Consider the following 15,930-nt stretch of genomic DNA (forward strand, 5'->3'; position numbering starts at 1 on the left):
ACGCATGCAGGGCCAGTACGACCACGGCGACGCCTACTACCGCTGCCGCTTCCCCCAGGAGTACGCCCTCGCCAACCAGGTCCCCCACCCCCGCAACGTGTACCTGCGGGAGGACGCTCTCACCGACCCGCTCGACACCTGGCTGGCCTCCGCCTTCGCGCCCCACCGCATCCAGCAAACGATCACCGCGATGGCCGACGCCCAGCCCCTGGATCATCCGCCCGCAACGAGCAGAGCAGCCCAGACGATCATTACTGAGTGCGACGCCAAGCTGGAGCGCTACCGCGCCGCCCTCGACGCTGGTGCCGACCCCGCAGTCGTCACCGGCTGGATCGCCCAGACACAGGCCGAACGCGCCCGCGCGGAAGCAGATCTGCACGCGAACGCGGACACCACCCCGCGCCGGACGAGCCGAGCAGAGATCACGGCGCTCGTGAACGCGCTCGGCGACATCGCCGCCGTACTCCGCGACGCCGACCCCACCGACAAAGCCGAGGTCTACCGGCAACTCGGACTCCGGCTCATCTACCAACCCGAAACGCAAACGGTGCGCGCTGCAGTCGATCTCAGCGCGCACCGTGGGGCAATGGTTTGTGTCCGAGGGGGGACTTGAACCCCCACGCCCTATACGGGCACTAGCACCTCAAGCTAGCGCGTCTGCCATTCCGCCACCCGGACCTACACGTTCAGCCTACCTCGCCGACCAGATGATCTTTCCATCCGGTGGTCGGCACGGCGGGCCGCACGGGGAGTTACTGTACACGCCGCTCGTGGATCATGCACATCGCCTTCCGGCGCCTCCGTTCCGACGCTTCCGCCCCTGTTCAGGCCGCCTGAAACGCCTCACGGACACGGCGCCCAGGCGTGTCCGGGTGGCGTCCGGTGGCCCTCTGACGGCAGCATTGCTGTGTGTCCCATCCCTCCCCTCTGGCAGCCGCCCAGCACCGGGCCCTCGCCCTGCGCGCTGCCGGCGACCTCAGCGCCGCCCGGCAGCTGCTCGCGGAGGCTGTCGGCTCCCCTCCCCCTCCGTACACCGATGATCACCCGGAGGTGCTGCACACCGCGCACCTGCTGGCGCGGCTGCACCGCGAGGCGGACGATCCGCTCGCCTCCCGCCGGGTGTTGGAGGAGGCGTTCGCCGCGGGCGAACGGCGGTGGGAGCACTCCGACCCGGTGCTGCTCGCGCTCGCTTTCGAGCTCGCCGAGGTAGCCGAAGAGCTGGGCAACCGGCACGAGGCCCGCCGCAACTACACCCGCGTCGCCACCGCCGGGCCCGCCGTGCTCGGGGAGCACCACCCGGTGGTACGCGCCGCCCGCGCCTACCTCGGCCCACCCGCCTCGGCCCCGACCGAGCAGCCCGACCCACCGCCGACGCCCACTGCGGAGCCGGTCGGTGCGGCGGCCGACGCCGGCCCCCACTCGGCGCTGTCCGGGCCGACGCTGTCGCTGGCGACCCTGGCCGCGATGCGACCCTCCGCTGGTGGCCCGGCCGCCACCAGCTCACCCTGGGCTCCGCCGGCCACACCCCGGTCAACCCCTCCAGGGGTACGAGCACCCGCCGCACCCACCCCGCCCAGTAACGCCGCCACAGCGTCGCCTGAGGTTTCTCGGGTGCAGCCCGCACCCTCCTCGATCGCGCGGGCGCAGCCCGGTCCACCCACCGCCCCGACGGCGCCTGCCGCGGCACGACCGGCGCTTCAGCCCACGGACCAGCAGCCGTCCGAAACCGCGGTCCCCACGGTGGCGCCCCGCCGAGTCCTCGACCAGCAGCCATCGGGGCCGTCCCTGCCAGCGGTCGACACCCAGCCAGGGCCGAGGGCGGTAAGCCAGCCACCCGGGCAAAGGGTCGAGAGCCAGCCACCGCGGCCGAGGGCCGAGAGCCATCCGATCCCGTCGTCCGGTCAGCGGCCACCACACCGATCACCGTCCGGGCCCGCCACAGCGCCCCGTCAACGGGTCGGCGACGACCCGGCGGTCGACGCTTCCCACCGGCCATCGAGCGCAACCGCCCCGACCCCAGCCTCCCCGACGCCAGCATCCGGGCTGCCGGCGCCCCGCTGGGACGACCCGACGATCCAGGTACGGCAGATCGAACCGCTACTCGCCGAGGAGGCTGCCCGAACGGGAGTCAGGGCCCCGGGGGCGAGCGCACCGGTCGACGCGCCCGCTGCCCAGATTCTGAGCAGCCAATCCCCGAGCAGGAGTCACCCAGGGCCAACCCAGCCGGTCAGTGGAGCACCAGCCCACCCGATCAGCGCGCCACCCATTGCTCCGCGGCCAGTGTCCGCACCACCGGCCCTCCCCCACCCGGTTTCGGGACCGCCGACCCACCCGGTCTCCGGACCCCCGGCGCACCCGGTCTCCGGACCACCCGGGCACACCTACCCCGTGTCCGCACCACCCGCGTTCGGCCAGCAGATCTCCGCGCCGCCGATGAGCGCGCCTCCCTTCCTCGCGCGCCCGCTGAGCGCGCCACCCGTCTCCGCGCCGCCGGTCAGCGCACCACCCGCACCGCCGTGGGGGTTGACCGCGCCACCGTGGAGCCGCACCGGCCCACCGCCAACTGCCGGTGCCGACGACGCTGGGCCGCTCCAAACGGACGCGGAGCGCACCGGCGCGGACGGCGGTGAGTTCGGGCTGGACATCCTCGATGCCGCGGTGGTCCCGACGCAGCGGGCCCGGGCCGCGGCGTCCGACCAGACCGAGGTGCTCCCGGCCGTCGCGCCCGGCAGTGGTCCGGCCAGGGACTTCGCCGGTTCGGCCCAGCCCGTCACGTCCCAGCCGACACCGGGCGCCCTTCAGCCGCACCCCGTCGAGCCGTCTTCGGCTGCCTGGTCACCGGGTGGGGGCAGCGCGCCGCCGCCGACCGCGCCGCGACCGGCCCCGCAGTACCACCAGGGCCAGCAGCCGACCCAGGCCGAGCAGGACCACTACCCGACGCAGGAGCACCGCCCGATCCAGGATCACCGGCCGTTCCAGGCGCCGTACCCGGGTCAGCAGTACCACCACCCCGGACCGGACGCGTACCGGCCGGCGTACGCCGACGAGAGCGACTCGGCGGGCCGCAACCGTGCGACGCTGATCGGCGCGGTAGTCGCGGCCGGGGTGGCTGTCGTGGCGGTGGCCGGGCTGGGTGCGGTCGTGCTGACCCGCGACGACCCGCCGCCCGGGGGCAGCGCACCGACGGCGGTGGCGCCGACGGGGGCGGCACCGACTGCGGCCGGTCCTCCTCCGGGGGATCTGAAGCTTCGGGACAACTCGACAACGATCACGCTGACCTGGACGGATCCGTCCGGCGGCGCGGTGCCGTTCATGGTCGCCGCCGGACGTGCCGGGCAGGCGTTGGGCGTGGTGGCCACCGTGGACCCGGGGAAGACCAGCTACACGGTCAACGGTTTGAACTCGCGAGTGGACCACTGCTTCACCGTTTTGGCGGTCTACTCCACTGACAGCTTTGCGACTTCGGGGCAGGTCTGCACGGCGCGGGAGCGCAGCACCCCGTCGAGCGGAAAGCCCTCAGGGCGGCCGTCGCCGAGCTGACGCGAGCTGAGCTGGGCGTCCACAGCGCACACGCTCGGTATCCACAGGGGTGACCGTGCGGGTTCCCCCGCCACCAGCAGCGCCATATGATGGCACCCGGCTCAGGGGAGGGGTCGCCGCGAGGCGCGCCACCTGCCACGACTCAGGGAAGGCAGCCGGCTGTGGCCAGCATGGACGACGCCGTACGGACCGACGCCCCCCGCTTCCGGTCCCGGTTTCGCGGCGGGCTGGTGACCATCGGCACGGTGACCGCGCTGCTGGCCGCCATGGGGCTGACCGTCCTCGGGTTGGGCGCGGCGGACAACGCGGTGGCCAACTACGACGCGAGTTCCTGGCTGTGGAGCGCGGCGCGCAGTGAGCTGGCCCGGGTCAACGGGGTCACCGCCCGGGTGGACACCCGCACCGAGATCCCCGCCGCCCGCCAGCACCCGATGCAGGTGACCCAGACCGATCGGCTGCTGATCCTGCGTGACCTCCAGACCGGGCAGGTCAGCTCTCTGGACCTGGCGACCCTGCAACTGACCGCGACGACCCGCACGACTCCTGGCCTGGGCGTGAGCGTGGCCCTGCACGAGGACGCGGCGTTCATCGTCGACGCCGTGCAGGGCATCGTTCGGCAACTCGACCCGCGGTCGCTGTCTCCGGTCGGTGAGCCGGTGCGCTACCCGCCGGGCATCACCGGCGGCACCTTCGACGGTAAGGGCCGGCTGTGGATCGCTGTCCCCAGCCAGGGCACTGTCTCGGCGATCACCGCCGCCAAACTGCCGTCCGCTCCGGCCTCGGCGGCCTCACCAGGTGCCGGGCTCCGGCCGGAGCGTGTCGACTCCTACGACGTCGCCGAGGCCAGCCACGAGTTGCAGGTTTCCACACTGGACGACGGGGTGGCGGTGCTCGACCGTACGGCCGGCAAGCTGGTGAGGGTGCAGAGCGGCAAGGTTCACCCGACGCAGTTGACGCTGTCCGGTCCGGCGGCACTGCCCTCGCGCACCAGTGGCTCCCGGGTCCCGGTCACCGTGCCCGCGGACCGGCGGGTGCTGGTGGTGGGTGACGGTGGTGAGGAGAGGGCGTTCACCGTGCCGGGCGAGGGCGACCGACTCAGCCCGGCGGTGGCCTGGGCGGACCGGTTCTACTGCGCCGACGAGGCGACCGGCACCATCTACGCCTTCGACGGGGGCGGTCAGCTGGTCGAGACCATCGGCGGGCGGGCGAACGGCCCGCTGGAGCTGGAGGTCCGGGAGAATCACCTGTTCATCAACTCCCCCGACTCGGCGACCGCCCGGGTGGTAGACGACAAGCACCAGGTGCGCGAGGTCAACAAGTACGCCAACGACGTGCTCGGCGGCGATCCGCCTCCGGTTGCCCCGCCGCCGCCCCCGCCGAAGAAGCCCCGGGTGGGCAAGCCGAGCGCCCCGCGCAGCGTCACCGCCGCCGCCGGTAACGCGCAGGCGCGGGTGAGCTGGCGGCCGGCAGCCGCCAACGGTGCCGAGATCATCAAGTACGTGGTGGAGGGCGCCGGCCAGCGCCTTCAGGTGGGCGCCAACCAGCGTGCGGTGGAGGTAAAGGGCCTTACCAACGGTGAGACGTACCGGTTCGCGGTGCACGCCGTCAACGCCAAGGGCGACGGTCCGCCGCGCAACAGCAACCCGGTGACCCCGACCGCCGCGGTGCCTGATCCGCCGGCGAGCGTCACCGCCCAGGAGCGGCCGGACGGCACGGTCCTGGTGAAGTGGCCGGCCGCGAACGGGCAGGGCAACAAGATCGCGAGGTACGCGGTGACGGCCAGTTCGGCGGGGACGAACGCCCCGGCTGGCGAGTCGACGAAGACGGAGCTGGTGGTGCCGGCCGGTGAGCTGGAGTTCGGCACCCAGTACGCGTTCACCGTGGTGGCGGTCAACGACAAGGGCGCGGGGTCGGCGGCGTCGCCGGTCAGCAACACGGTGGTGCCTTTCGCGGCACCCGGTCGGCCGCTCGACCTGCGCGCCGGCACGGTTGCCAACCAGCCGGGTGCGGTCACTGTGCAGTGGGCGCCAGCCGAGGCCAACGGTCGGCCGGTGACGAAATACCTGGTGGACGTCGGCGGGCGCGCCAGCGAGGTGACCGACACCCGCACGACCGTCACCGGGCTGGGCAACGGCCAGAACGTGACGGTGAAGGTGAAGGCGGTCAACGAGGCGGGGCCCGGCCCGGAGGCCACCGCCACCGCGCGTACGGTCGCCGAACCACGCGTCACGGTGACCGGCTCGTCGTCGACCGCCACCTCGGCGACGGTGACGTTTACAGTGGACGCCGGCGGCGGTCAGGCCACCTGCTCGCTGAGCACGACGGGCGAGCCGGCGAAAGCCGCGGCGTGTTCCAGCATCACGATGACGGGGCTGACGCCGGGCACCAACTACACGTTCACGGTGACGGCGAGCAACGCCGCCGGTAAGGGCACGGCGACGCGGGCGCAGGCCACGCCGTCGCTGTACGGAATCGCGACCTGCAACAACGGGTCCGACGGTGACCAGCGCACCTACTGCGACAAGGAAGTCGACGGCCGCAACGGCAACGAGGTCTTCAAGGTGACCCGGCAGGACAACGACCAGCAGGCCGGTTGGGCGAAGCCCGGCACCCGGCTGAAGGCGTATTGCAAGAAGTCCGGCGAGGACGTCGACTCCTACGTCTACAACAACCACAAGCGCAGCACCTGGTGGGTGCAGGTCGACTTCAACGGGAAGAAGAACTACATCCCGTGGGCCTGGCTCAACCTGGAGGGCGGCGACAACATCAATGTCCTGCCCACCTGCTGAACCACCAGGCAAGGAGCACCGCCGACCGTGAACACCCACGAGCCGCTCACCCAACCGGAGGTCCAGGGCTTCGCGGCCCTGGCCGCCCGGCTGGCCGAGAACGTCAACGCGGTGGTGCTCGGCAAACCGCAGGTGGTTCGGCTGGCGCTGACCGCGCTCTTCGCGCAGGGTCACGTGCTTCTGGAGGACGTGCCCGGGGTCGGTAAGACGACCCTGGCGCGGGCCATCGCCGCCACGGTGAAGGGTGAGTGGCGGCGCATCCAGTTCACCCCCGACCTGCTCCCCTCGGACGTGTCCGGGGTGACGATCTTCAACCAGGCGACCCGGGACTTCGAGTTCCATCCGGGGCCGGTCTTCGCCAACATCGTCATCGCCGACGAGATCAACCGGGCTTCACCGAAGACCCAGTCGGCTCTGCTGGAGGTGATGGAGGAACGCACCGTCACCGTGGACGGGGTCCGGCACCCGGTGCCGTCGCCGTTCCTGGTGGTGGCCACCCAGAACCCGGTGGAGATGGACGGCACCTACCGGCTTCCCGAGGCGCAGTTGGACCGTTTCCTGGTGAAACTGTCCGTGGGCTACCCGGACGAGGCGGTGGAGGTCGAGGTGCTGCGCGGCGCGACGGTGCGCTCCCCCGAGGCGCTCGCCCCGGTCACCGACACCGCCACCGTCGGGGAGATGGTCCGGATGGCCCTACGGGTGCACATCGCCGAGCCGCTCTACGCGTACGCGGTCCGGCTGGCCGCCGCGACCCGCACCCACCCGCAGGTGCGGGTCGGGGTCAGTCCCCGGGGGGTGATCGCGTTGACCCGCGCGGCGTGCTCGTACGCGCTGATCGACGGGCGGGGCTGGATCATGCCGGAGGACCTGAAGGCGCTCGTCGAGGCGGTGTTCGCACATCGGCTGCTGCTCACCCCGGACGCCCAGGTGCGCGGTGTGACCGCCGGGGAGGTGCTGCGCCAGGCCGTCGCCTCGGTGCCGGTGCCTCTGCCGTCGGGGCAGCCGGCTCCGGTGCAGGGCTGACCGGCAGCAGCGGCATGGGGATCACCGCCCGCGGGGTCGGGCTGCTCGTCGCCGCCGTCGTCCTGCTGGGGGTGGGTTTCCGGTTCGCGTACCCCGAGTTGACGTTGCTCGGCGCGGCGGCCGGCGCGGCCGTCGGCTACGCCGCACTGGTCGCGGCCTGGCGGCCCCGGTTGACGGTGACCCGCCTGGCCGACCCGGATCGGGTGGCGCGCGGAGAGCCGGCGAGCATCACGTTGACAGTGCGAAACTCCGGCCGGTTGCGGTCGGCGAACCTGCTGGCCGAGGACCGGTGCGGGGACTGCACCGTGCCGGTGCCGGTGCTGCGCCTGCGTCCGGGCCGGGACACCGAGGTCCGCTACGACGTGCCGACACACCGACGTGGGGTGGTGCCGATCGGGCCGCTGCGGGTGACCCGACGCGACCCGCTGGGGTTGGTGGCGCTGGCCCGCCCGTACGGCGCGACGGTGCCGGTCTGGGTGTACCCCCGGGTCCACCCGCTGACGGCGGTGCCCACCGGCGCGGGGCGCAGCCTCGACGGCCGGGTGGACGGGGTCCCCCACGGGTCGATCACGTTCGACTCGCTGCGGGAGTACGTGGTGGGTGACGAGTTGCGCCGGGTGCACTGGCGGACCAGCGCCCGGGTGGGTGAGCTGATGGTGCGGGAGAACGTGGACACCAGCCTGCCCCGCCTGGTCGTCCTGCTGGACAATCGCGCCACCGCCCATCCGGAGCGGGTGGGTGGGGTGGTGGAGTCCTTCGAGTCGGCCTGCGAGGCGGCGGCGTCGATCGTCACCGCCGCGCACCGCGCGGACCTGCCGGTGGTGTTGCTGTCCGCCGCCGCGGAGCCGGCCGCGCCGGTGACACCCGGCGGGGAGGTGGACGGGGGCGGCGCGCTCGGGCCGTTGGATCGACTCGCCGCCGCCGAGTTGTCGCGCGACGACGACGCGGTCCGCGCGGCCACCACCCGGCTGCGTCAGGACCGGCTCGGCGACACGCTGATCTTCCTGACCGGCCCGGGTGGCCGGGGCGAGTTGGGGCACGTGGGGGCGCTGCGGGGGGCGTACCCCTCGGTGGTGGTCGGGGTCTTCGGCGCGGCCGAGCCGACGCCGCCCGGCGCGGCCGGCCTGGTGGTGGTCGACGCGGCGGACGGCGCGCAGTTCGCCGCAGAGTGGGACGGGGTACGCCGGTGGTGACGCGCGTCGTGCGGGTGCTGCGGGCGGCCGCCGTCCCGGTGGCGCTGATCGGGTTGACCGCGCTCGCCGGGGTGGTGCTGGGCCGGGTGTACGCGGGCGACCTGCTGACCCGGCTGGTCATCGGCGCGGCGGTCGGTTCGGTGCTGGTCAGTGTCGCCACCCGGCGGCTGCCGTCCTGGCTGGTGGCGCCGCTGTCGGTGGCCGCGATGGCCGGTTGGACGCTCTGGTCGCTGCGGCTGGCCGCCAACCACGCCGAGCTTCCTGGTGGCCTGCTGGAGGTCACCGCCGACGCCGCTCGCAACGGCATCCCGCGGCTGCTCACCGCGATGATTCCGGTGGAGCCCGCACCGGACACCGTGCTGGTGCCCGTCGTCGCCGCCTGGCTGGCCGGGCTGGCCGGAGCGGAGGTGGCGCTGCGCGCCGGCCGGGTGCTGCTGGGTTACCTGCCACCGGCCGGGCTCTACGCCGCCGCCCTCTACGCCGTCGGCCCGAACGCCGAACCAGCGGTCGGGGCGACGGTGGCGTTCGTCGCGGTCGCGGCGCTCGGCCTGGCGAGCCCGCCCAGCACGGCAACGGCCGGCGACGATCCCGCCGCCAGCCTGACTCCCCGGGTACGCGCAGCGGTGCGACTTCGGCTGGCCACCAGCGCGGCGCTCGGGGTGGCCCTGGTGGTCGGGTTGGTCGCGGTGCTCGGCCCGGTCGTCGCCGGTCAGGTCGACGGCCGACCGGTGGACCCGCGCCGGTACGTGGAGCCGCCGCAGGTGCAGACGCTCGACGAGAACCCGCTGATCCGGATCTCCGGCTGGGCGCTGCACCCGGAGCAGAAGCTCCTCGACGTGAGCACGGAACGCTCCGGCGCGCCGGTTCCGCCGTCCGGCGACGCCTCGCCGGAGCCGGAGCCGGGCGCCTCCTCGGGGCCGGCGGACACCAGTGGCGGTGCGCGGATCCGGTTGGCGGTGCTCAGCGACTACGACGGGGTGACCTGGCGGGTCGGCGCGACGTACCGCAACGCCGGTCGGATCCTGCCGGCTGCCACGCCACCGCGGGACAGCACTGTGGGAACGGTCCGTCAGCAGATCACCGTGGCGGAGCTGAGCGGTCGGCTGCTGCCCGCCGTGGCGACGCCTCAGGAGGTCAGTGGTGCACGGGTGGCGTACGACCCGGCGAGCGGGACGCTGATCCGGCCGGAAGGGCTGACGCCGGGGCTGCGGTACGCGGTGACCTCTGCCGAGGAACACCCCGACTCGAACCTGTTGGCCATCGCCAACGTGCCCGCCGGCGATGAGGTGGCCCGTGTGCTGCGGGTCGCCGACGGGGTGCCCGACCCGATGCGCCGGCTGGCCGCGCAGCTCGCCGAGGAGAACGGCGCGCCGTTCGCGCGGGCTTTGGCGATCGAGCAGTTCCTGGCCGAGCACTACCGGGTGGCGGCGGACGCGCCGAGCGGGCATGCCTACCCGAATCTGAGTTTCTTCCTCTTCGGGCCGCGTAACGGCGGCGGGCAGGAGGGCACCTCGGAGCAGTTCGCGGCGGCGTTCGCGGTGCTCGGTCGGCTCTCCGGCCTGCCGACCCGGGTGGTGGTGGGCTTCCGCGCCGGTGGGCAGGGGCCAGTGCTGGCCGGTGACGCGTACGCGTGGCCCGAGGTGCTCTTCGACGGGTTGGGGTGGGTGTCATTCGACCCGCTGCCGCGGCCGAAGAGCGAACCTCGGCCGGTCGAGGAGGACTTCCGGCCGACACCGGAGGATCCGCCACCGTCGGAGGCGCCGGCACCCACTGTGGACCCGAGCGCCTCGCCGGAGCCGGTGGCCGCCCCGGCCGGGCCGCCCAACTCTGGCCGGCCGTCCACAGGGGTGTTCCTGGGCGCCGGCAGCGGTGGCCTGCTGCTGCTGGTGGGGGCGCTGCTGCTCACCCTGCTGGCGATGCGCCGCTCGCTCACCCGTACCCGCCTCGTCCAGGGTGACCCCGGTCAACGCATCGCCGGCGCCTGGCGGGAGGTCACCGACGCGCTCCGGCTGGCCGGTCGACCGGTCGGCGACGACCTGGCCGCCACCGAGGTGGCCCGGCACGCCCGCCAGGCCCTCGCCGAAGCCCGAGCAAGAGCGAGCGGAGGCAACGCGACCGACAGCACCGCCACCGGCGAAGGCCCAACCGGCGGCAGTGCACCCGGCGACGGCCCAACCGGCAGCGGCGACGAGCCGGCCGTCGACGAGCTGGCGGCGCTGCTCAATCGGGTGGGCTTCGCCCCCGACGCCGCGGCGGCCGACCAGGCGGCCCGCGCCGCCGAGGTGGCCACCGTCTACGTCGCCAACCTGCGCTCGGCCCGCCCCTGGTGGCGCCGCCTGCTCTGGTCCATCCACCCATCCCCCCTCCACCGAGCCCGCCAGTCCCGCCACCCCAACTAGTCCCCCACCCCCACCCCTCCCACGGTGATCAAGAGGTTTGCGTCATTTCGGGGCCCGTTCCTGACGCGAACCTCTTGATCGTCGGTGGCGGGTTGGGGGATCGGCGCAGGGCGCGGCGGCCGTAGTCGACGGCCACGGCTATGACGAGGGGGCCCCAGGCGACCAGCGGGGCGTAGTACCGCAGCACCTCCCAGCCCGGAGCCGGATGTGCCGGTTCGTCGCGCCCTATCCCCACCCAGCCGCGGTCCACGACATGGAACATGCTGTTCAGCAACAGATACAGGCAGACGGCGACGAGCAACGAACCGCCGATCAGGGCGACGAGCACGACCGGGCGGGCCGGGATCGGACGCCTCCCGAGCAGCGGCACCCAGTGCGGCACCTGTTGCCCCCAGCGGTACACCAGCCCGAGTGTCGACAGGGCCAACCCCATCGACAGGACGGACAGGAAGACCATGTACCAGGTGGTGGCCGAATCGTCGGTGAACACGAGGGACAGTCGCCAGATCGCCGACGGCAGGACGCAGAGCGGGACGGTGTGGGCGGCCCCGACCGCCCAGGGTGAGGGCGCGGCAGCCCATTCAGGGCCAGGGTCAGCGTGTTTCATGAGCGCTCCGATCGTCGAAGGTCGAGGTCGTCGAGGCGTCGGCCGTGGTTGGTCCGGCCTGCGACTCACGCCGAACGGCGGGCCATCGCACCGACGACGCAGGCCGCCGCCCACCGTCTGGTCGGGTCGGCCGCCCCGGCGGTCGTCACTCCGTGCTCGTGGCCGTACCGGTCCCCGCGAAAAGCGGAACCTGACGACCAGCCAGTGACATCCATGAACCGATGATCTGCGGCGATGGACGCACTCAGCTTCCCCGGAGGAGGTGAATGCGCTCCCGCAGCCGGGGGATGAACCATGGCGCTGGAGCCGAAACCCGCTGGCGGTTCGTTCGCGCGCCGGTGAGCATCAGGGGGTGGACCAGCACACGAGCGAGATCGTCGACTACTACACCCTGCGCTACCGGGAGGACCAGCGGCTGTCCGCCCGCCCCAGGCACGACTGGAGTGGATCCGCACGATGCAGCTCCTGCGGGACCTTTTGCCCGGCCCGGGTGCCCGTGTCCTGGACATCGGTGGGGGCACCGGCGAGTACGCGAGGGCTCTCGCCGTCGACGGCTACGAGGTCCGCCTCGTCGACCTGGTGCCGAGCCACGTGGAGCAGGCGCGCAGTGGGCAGCCTCCCGTCGAGGCGCGAGTCGCCGATGCGCGTGCGCTCCCCGACGCCGACGGCGGATACGACGTGGCGCTGCTCCTGGGGCCCCTCTACCACCTGGTGCGCCGCGCCGACCGGCTACGGGCGCTGCGGGAGGCCGTCCGGGTCACGCGTCCCGGTGGTCACGTCGTGGCCGCTGTCATCTCCCGTTTCGCCGGCCCGCTGGACTTCGCCGCCACCGGACGCCTCGACGAGCGACTGCTCGACGAGGCCAGGACCCTGCTGACCGACGGCACCAACGATCCACGCATCGGCTTCACCCATGCCTACTTCCACCGGGTCGAGGAGATCACCGACGAGTGCGCGGTGGCGGGGCTGACCGATGTCGTCGTACACGGGGTGGAGGGCCCGGCGTGGCCGGCGGCGGAGGCGGCGGCCGGTGGGCCGGCACAGGACGCGGTCTTCGCCGCGGCGTTGGATCTGGCCCGGCTCTACAGCACCGAGCCGACGCTGCTCGGATCGAGCGCGCACCTCCTGGCCGCCGGACGTGTCCCACCGCGCTGACGGCGGCCAAGCCGTCAGGCAGCCAAGCCCTCAAGCCTTCAGGCCGTCAGGCGGCGGATGAGTTTGCGCATGCCGGCCTGCCAACCGTCCGGGTCCTCGGCGCGGCGGCGGGCATAGTCGGCGACCTCCGGGTGCGGCAGGATCAGGAAACGTTCCTCGGCCAACCCGGCGATGGCCGCGTCGGCGACCTGGTCCGGGGTGAGCACCGCGCCGGACGCGGCGATCACCCGGGCGCCGAGGTGGCCCTCGACGATCCCTCCGGCGAGCATCGGGGTGTCCACGCCCTGCGGGCAGAGCGCGCTCACCCGGATGCCGCGGTCCCGGTAGGTGATGGCCAGCCACTCCGCGAACCCCACCGAGGCGTGCTTCGTCGCGGTGTACGCGGCGTCGCCCACCGCCGTCAGCACGCCCGCCGCCGAGCAGGTGTGCATGAGATGCCCACCGCCCCGGGCGAGCATCCCGGGCAGCACCGCACGGGCCGAGTAGACGTGGGCGAGCACGTTGACACGCCACGCCCGGTCCCAGCCCGCGTCGTCGACCTCCACTCCCCCGCCGGTGGTCACCCCCGCGTTGGCGCAGAACAGGTCGATCCGGCCGTAGCGCTCCTCGGTGTCGGCGACCAGCTCGCGTACCTGCTCCTCGTCGGTGACGTCGAGGGCGATGGGATGCGCGATCGGGCCGATGGCCTCGGCCACCGCGTCCGCCGCGTCGGCGTCCAGGTCGGCGACCACCACGGCGGCGGCCCCCTCCGCGGCGAAACGGCGCGACAGCGCGGCCCCGATTCCGCCGGCGCCGCCGGTGACCACCACGATCCGGTCGGTGAGGTTCACGCGGACGCTCCTACGGGGTCGGTGCCCAGCTGGGCGATGAGGGTGGTCAGCGCGCTCGCGCCGCCGGCGGTCACCTCGGGGGTGGGCAGCAGCGCGAAGATCGGTACGTCCACGCCCGCGTCGGCGTAGCGGCGCACCTGGGCGCGGCACCGCTCCGGCGAGCCGTGCAGCACCAGGGCATCGACCACGTCGTCCGGCACCGCCGCGCTGGCGCCACGCCGGTCACCGGCGGCCCAGGCCTCCCACATCGGCGCGAGCGCCTCGTCGCGGCCGAGCCAGCGGTGGAACTCGGCGTACGCGGGAACGGTCAGGTAGCTGGTGATCAGCCGGCGGCCCAGCGCGCGGGCGTACGTGGCGTCCTCGGTGGGGCAGACGAAGATCCGGGCGGCGACCTCGAAGCCGGGACGCCGCTCGCCCAGCTCGGCGAGGGCACGCGGCACGTCGTCGGCGCTGAGCCAGTTGAGGATGACCCCGTCGGCCTCCGCGCCGGCCAGCCGCAGCATCCCCGGGCGCAGCGCGGCGAGCAGGATCGGCGGCGGCACGGCCGGTGGTCGTTCCAGCGTGAACCGGCGCACGGTGAACGTCTCGTAGACCTCGTCGACGGTCTCGCCGCGCAGCGCGGCGCGCAGGAAACGCAGAACGTCGCGGGTGCGCCGGAACGGCTCGTCGAACCGCACCGCGTTCCAGTCCCGTACGAGCACCGGCGAGGACGCGCCGATGCCGAGCGAGAACCGACCCGGCGCAGCCTCGGCCAACGCCGCCGCGCTCATCGCCAGCAGCCCGGGGCCCCGGGTGAAGACCGGCGTGATGGCGGTGCCGAGCCGCAGCCGAGGTTGCCAGGCGGCGGCGAGGGCAAGCGGGGTGAACGCGTCGGCCCCGGCGACCTCGGACGACCAGACGTCGGTGAACCCGGCCCGGTCGAGCGTCGCGTAGACCGCCGCGTGGTCGGCCAGCGGAATGCCGCCCAGCGGCACCGTCATGCCCCATCGATTCGTCACCGGTCGATCGTGCCCGTTGACGGGGCATGCGAGCAAGATCCCCGTACTGGGCAGAATCACCGGTTTCCGGCCGTGCCCACCGCCGATGGTGCTACGACTTCGAGGTGGACCAGACCAACGGCGCAGGCCGCTGACCATGGGTTCCAGGGCAGCGGGACGCCTGGAGCCGGTCCCTGCGGCGACCAATCCCGGCCGGGCCACATTCCTGGAACTCTTCTTCGACCTGGTGTACGTCTTCGCACTCACCCGGATCTCGGCACGCGCGTTCGAGGACCTGACCCAGGACCCGGGTCGGGAGCACGGCTGGGGCGCGGTCACCGGCGGTGGCAAGACACTGCTGCTGCTTCTCGCGCTCTGGGCGGTCTGGCAGGGCACCGCGTGGACGACCAGCCGCTACGACCCGTACAAGGTGCCCCTGCAGACCGTGGTGATCACCGCGTTGGTGTGCAGCATGGTGATGGGGGTGGCGATTCCCCGGGCGTTCAGCGAGACGGCGCTGATGTTCGCGGTGGCGTACGTGATCACGCAGGTGACCCGGCCGTTGATCCTGTCGATCGCGTTGGGAGCGCACCCGTACCGCCGCTTGAAGGTGCGCATGGCGGTCGTGTTCGCGTTCAGCGGGGTGCTCTGGATCGGTGGTGCGATGTTGACCACCAACGCGCAGGTGGTGCTCTGGTCGGCGGCGCTCGTCATCGAGTACCTGGCCGCCCGCTGTGGCTGGCCCGTGCCGGGGCTGGGCCGCTCGACCGTCTCCAAGTGGGAGATCGCCGGGGAGCACCTGGCCGAGCGGTACCAGCAGTTCTTCCTCGTCGCGTTGGGCGAGACCATCCTGGTGGCGGGTTTCGCGTACAGCGCGGGGTCGTACGAGGCGGGGCACGTGTGGGCGTTCGCACTGGCGCTGGCGACCTCGATCCTGCTGTGGCGGATCTACGTCCAGCGGGCGGGGCGGATCCTGGGCGAGGCGGTGGTGAAGTCCCGGCACCCCGCCAACATCGGCCGCTCGGCGGCCGACACCCACCTGCTGATGGTGATTGGTCTGGCCGCCACCGCGATCGGCTACGAGCTGATCATCGAGCATCCGTTGGAGCGGATCCCGGGAGCGTGGCTGGCCATGGTGCTCGGTGGGCCGGCGCTTTTCCTGGCCGGCCGGGCCCGCCTGGAGTACGAGGTGTTCGGGCGGGTCTCCCCGTCCCGGTGGATCGCCCTCACCGTGCTGGTGGCGGCGTCGGTGCCTCTGCTGCACCTGCCCGGTGTGATCGCCACGGCGGTCGGGGTGGTGGTGTTGGCGACGGTCGCGGTGATCGACGCCCGCCGGGCACGAGGCGCCCCGCCGGAGGCCGCCGCACCACCGTTCTGACCCATCGACACACGGGGATGGCAGGCCGCCTAGGCCGGA

Annotated in this window: 11 protein-coding genes and 1 tRNA gene; 8 read left to right on the forward strand and 4 right to left on the reverse strand. The window is 73.1% G+C overall.

Annotation, left to right across the window (positions count from 1 at the left end):
- The first annotated feature begins 4 nt into the window (after positions 1 to 4).
- On the forward strand, positions 5 to 613 hold the full coding sequence (locus FBZ33_RS33095; RefSeq protein WP_255509146.1) for a hypothetical protein: 609 nt from the start codon (positions 5 to 7) through the stop codon (positions 611 to 613).
- Here FBZ33_RS33095 and FBZ33_RS20450 read toward each other — a convergent pair.
- Positions 595 to 678: transfer RNA gene (locus tag FBZ33_RS20450), tRNA-Leu, on the reverse strand. The genes FBZ33_RS33095 and FBZ33_RS20450 overlap by 19 nt on opposite strands.
- A 231-nt stretch (positions 679 to 909) precedes the next feature.
- On the opposite strand from FBZ33_RS20450, the gene FBZ33_RS33780 reads away from it, so the two are divergent.
- From FBZ33_RS33780 to FBZ33_RS20475, 5 genes are all read left to right on the forward strand, one after another.
- Positions 910 to 3,540, forward strand: a complete 2,631-nt coding sequence (locus tag FBZ33_RS33780) for a hypothetical protein (protein ID WP_370453027.1) — start codon at positions 910 to 912, stop codon at positions 3,538 to 3,540.
- A gap of 161 nt (positions 3,541 to 3,701) precedes the next feature.
- A complete protein-coding gene (locus FBZ33_RS20460) occupies positions 3,702 to 6,329 on the forward strand; it encodes a fibronectin type III domain-containing protein (RefSeq protein ID WP_370453028.1) in 2,628 nt (875 codons plus the stop codon).
- 27 nt (positions 6,330 to 6,356) lie between these two features.
- Positions 6,357 to 7,352 (forward strand): MoxR family ATPase, encoded by a 996-nt coding sequence (locus FBZ33_RS20465; protein WP_141910326.1) that lies wholly within the window; start codon positions 6,357 to 6,359, stop codon positions 7,350 to 7,352.
- A gap of 14 nt (positions 7,353 to 7,366) precedes the next feature.
- Entirely contained in the window at positions 7,367 to 8,545 is a 1,179-nt protein-coding gene (locus tag FBZ33_RS20470; protein WP_141910327.1) for a DUF58 domain-containing protein, read from the forward strand.
- On the forward strand, positions 8,539 to 10,944 hold the full coding sequence (locus tag FBZ33_RS20475) for a transglutaminaseTgpA domain-containing protein (protein ID WP_255508977.1): 2,406 nt from the start codon (positions 8,539 to 8,541) through the stop codon (positions 10,942 to 10,944). The genes FBZ33_RS20470 and FBZ33_RS20475 overlap by 7 nt, the downstream gene beginning before the upstream one ends.
- Before the next feature lie 28 nt (positions 10,945 to 10,972).
- Here the strand turns inward: FBZ33_RS20475 and FBZ33_RS20480 are convergent, their stop codons facing one another.
- Positions 10,973 to 11,434, reverse strand: coding sequence for a hypothetical protein (locus FBZ33_RS20480; protein ID WP_141910329.1), 462 nt, complete (start codon positions 11,432 to 11,434; stop codon positions 10,973 to 10,975).
- A gap of 573 nt (positions 11,435 to 12,007) precedes the next feature.
- Here FBZ33_RS20480 and FBZ33_RS20485 point away from each other — a divergent pair.
- A complete protein-coding gene (locus tag FBZ33_RS20485) occupies positions 12,008 to 12,706 on the forward strand; it encodes a class I SAM-dependent methyltransferase (protein ID WP_255508978.1) in 699 nt (232 codons plus the stop codon).
- A 38-nt stretch (positions 12,707 to 12,744) separates the two neighbouring features.
- Here the strand turns inward: FBZ33_RS20485 and FBZ33_RS20490 are convergent, their stop codons facing one another.
- Together FBZ33_RS20490 and FBZ33_RS20495 are read right to left on the reverse strand one after the other, a co-directional pair.
- Positions 12,745 to 13,536 (reverse strand): SDR family oxidoreductase, encoded by a 792-nt coding sequence (locus FBZ33_RS20490; protein ID WP_099855557.1) that lies wholly within the window; start codon positions 13,534 to 13,536, stop codon positions 12,745 to 12,747.
- On the reverse strand, positions 13,533 to 14,516 hold the full coding sequence (locus FBZ33_RS20495; RefSeq protein WP_088949105.1) for an LLM class F420-dependent oxidoreductase: 984 nt from the start codon (positions 14,514 to 14,516) through the stop codon (positions 13,533 to 13,535). Before FBZ33_RS20495 ends, FBZ33_RS20490 begins: the two co-directional genes overlap by 4 nt.
- Positions 14,517 to 14,670: 154 nt before the next feature.
- Here FBZ33_RS20495 and FBZ33_RS20500 point away from each other — a divergent pair, with 154 nt between their 5' ends.
- Positions 14,671 to 15,891: a low temperature requirement protein A gene (locus tag FBZ33_RS20500; RefSeq protein WP_255508979.1), complete on the forward strand. Its 1,221-nt coding sequence runs from the start codon at positions 14,671 to 14,673 to the stop codon at positions 15,889 to 15,891.
- Positions 15,892 to 15,930 lie beyond the last annotated feature (39 nt).

Origin of the sequence: Micromonospora sp. A202, from assembly GCF_006715105.1 — a bacterium.
Lineage (GTDB): Bacteria > Actinomycetota > Actinomycetes > Mycobacteriales > Micromonosporaceae > Micromonospora > Micromonospora zamorensis.

Bases quoted from the DNA above. Each gene is read 5' to 3' on its own strand.
- FBZ33_RS33095 (WP_255509146.1), top strand. From the start codon at position 5: ATGCAGGGCCAGTACGACCACGGCGACGCCTACTACCGCTGCCGCTTC.
- FBZ33_RS20470 (WP_141910327.1), top strand. From the start codon at position 7,367: ATGGGGATCACCGCCCGCGGGGTCGGGCTGCTCGTCGCCGCCGTCGTC.
- FBZ33_RS20485 (WP_255508978.1), top strand. From the start codon at position 12,008: ATGCAGCTCCTGCGGGACCTTTTGCCCGGCCCGGGTGCCCGTGTCCTG.
- FBZ33_RS20495 (WP_088949105.1), bottom strand. From the start codon at position 14,516: ATGACGGTGCCGCTGGGCGGCATTCCGCTGGCCGACCACGCGGCGGTC.
- FBZ33_RS20500 (WP_255508979.1), top strand. From the start codon at position 14,671: ATGGGTTCCAGGGCAGCGGGACGCCTGGAGCCGGTCCCTGCGGCGACC.